At 57.7% G+C, this 1,970-nt stretch carries 3 protein-coding genes; all 3 read left to right on the top strand.

All coding sequences use genetic code 11. The features are described 5' to 3' along the window. A partial coding sequence (locus tag WMO66_RS03940; RefSeq protein WP_349135081.1) for a head maturation protease, ClpP-related occupies positions 1–576 on the top strand: 576 nt, incomplete at its 5' end. Positions 577–590: 14 nt separating this feature from the next. Then, positions 591–1,814 (top strand): phage major capsid protein, encoded by a 1,224-nt coding sequence (locus WMO66_RS03935; protein ID WP_349135080.1) that lies wholly within the window; start codon positions 591–593, stop codon positions 1,812–1,814. Between the two features lie 18 nt (positions 1,815–1,832). Then, positions 1,833–1,970, top strand: a 138-nt coding sequence (locus WMO66_RS03930; protein ID WP_349135082.1) for a head-tail connector protein, incomplete at its 3' end; no start/stop codon positions are given.

The raw sequence follows: 1,970 nt of genomic DNA, 5'->3' as shown, positions 1-1,970 counted from the left end.
GGCTCCGGGAATATCACCGTCTGGATCAACTCGCCCGGTGGTGACTGCGTGGCAGCCGCCCAAATCTACAATATGCTGATGGACTACCACGGCGACGTCACAGTCAAGATCGACGGCATTGCTGCCTCTGCCGCATCCGTCATTGCGATGGCAGGTACGAAGGTGCTCATGTCGCCCACGGCACTCATGATGATCCACAATCCCTTGACGGTCGCTATCGGTGACAGCGAGGAGATGCAGAAGGCAATCGATATGCTCTCCGAAGTCAAGGAAAGCATCATCAATGCCTACGAGATCAAGACCGGCCTGTCCCGTGCCAAGCTCAGCCACCTCATGGATGCCGAGACCTGGATGAATGCCAACAAGGCTGTGGAGCTTGGCTTTGCCGACGATTTGCTGTTCAAAGCAGACGGCGAATGCAGCGCTGCGAAGGACAGCTTCGTGTTCAGCCGCAGAGCCGTCACCAACTCGCTCATGTCCAAGGTCAAGAGCCACCACACCCCGTCCAAACCTGCGAAAAGTGCAGGCACACCCATCTCCGAGCTCGAAAAGAGACTCGCACTTATCAAACCTTAAGGAGGATACAAACAATGAGTAAGATCAACGAACTGCGCGCACAGCGTGCAAAGACCTGGGAGCAGACGAAGGCATTTCTCGACTCCCACAGAAGCGATAAAGGCGTCCTCTCCGTCGAAGACACCGCCACCTATGAGAAGATGGAACAGGAGATCGTCGACCTCGGCCGCGAGATCGAGCGCCAGGAGCGTCTGGACGCTTTCGAGCGTGAGCTGAACACTCCGGTCAATACCCCCATCACGCAGAAGCCCGATACGGCAAAGGTGGACACCAAGACCGGTCGTGCCTCCGATACCTATAAGAAGGCGTTCTGGGCGCAGGCCCGTACCAAGGGTGGTATGCTGACCGCAGAGATCCGCAACGCTCTGCAGGAAGGTGTGGACAGTGAGGGCGGCTACCTCGTCCCCGATGAATTCGAGCAGACGCTGGTGCAGTCCCTCGAAGCCGAGAATGTGGTCAGGAGCCTGGCTCATGTCATTACCACTGCGTCCGGCAGCCACAAGATCCCCATCGTCGCCACCAAGGGCACTGCCGCATGGGTCGATGAGGAAGGCACCATTCCCGAAGGCGACGATGCTTTCGGTCAGCAGCTCATCGGCGCACACAAGGTCGCTACCATGATCAAGGTGTCCGAGGAGCTTCTGAACGACTCTGCCTTTGACCTGGAAGCCTACTTCCGTACGGAGTTTGCCCGTCGCATCGGCAACAAGGAGGAAGAGGCGTTCCTCACCGGCGACAGCAGCGGCAAGCCCACGGGTATTTTCAATGCCACGGGCGGCGGTCAGCTTGGCGTCACGGCGGCTTCCGCAACTGCCATTACTGCCGACGAGCTGATCGACCTGTTCTACTCTCTGAACAGCGCCTATCGCAAGAACGCCGTGTGGCTTCTGAACGACTCCACCATGAAGAACATCCGCAAGCTGAAGGACTCCAACGGTCAGTATCTGTGGCAGCCTGCTCTGCATGAGGGCGGTTACGATACGCTGCTTGGCAAGCGTATCTACACCTCTCCCTATGCGCCGGAGCTGGCGGCCGGTCAGAAGACCGTTGCTTTCGGCGACTTCAACTACTACTGGATCGGCGACCGCCTGGGTATTACCTTCAAGCGTCTGAACGAGCGCTTTGCGGAGACCGGTCAGATCGGTTTCATCGCATCCAAGCGCCTGGACGGCAAGCTCATTCTGCCCGAAGCTATCAAGGTGCTGCAGCAGAAGGGCACTGCCTCTTCCGGCACCTAATGAAAGGAGGCGGTGGTGATGGACGAGCTTCTCTCCAAAGTGAAAGCCAACCTCATACTGGAACATACGGCGGATGATGCCTTGCTGAAAAGCTACATCACCGCCGCTGTTTCTTACGCCGAAAGCTACCAGCACATCCCGGAGGGGTTCTATAAG

This window comes from Faecousia intestinalis (assembly GCF_040096185.1).
Classification (GTDB): Bacteria; Bacillota; Clostridia; order Oscillospirales; family Oscillospiraceae; genus JAZOXB01.
This window is presented reverse-complemented; position numbering and strand designations above follow the sequence as displayed.

Excerpts from the sequence above, each read along its gene's own strand:
- WMO66_RS03935 (WP_349135080.1), top strand. The coding sequence starts at position 591 with ATGAGTAAGATCAACGAACTGCGCGCACAGCGTGCAAAGACCTGGGAG.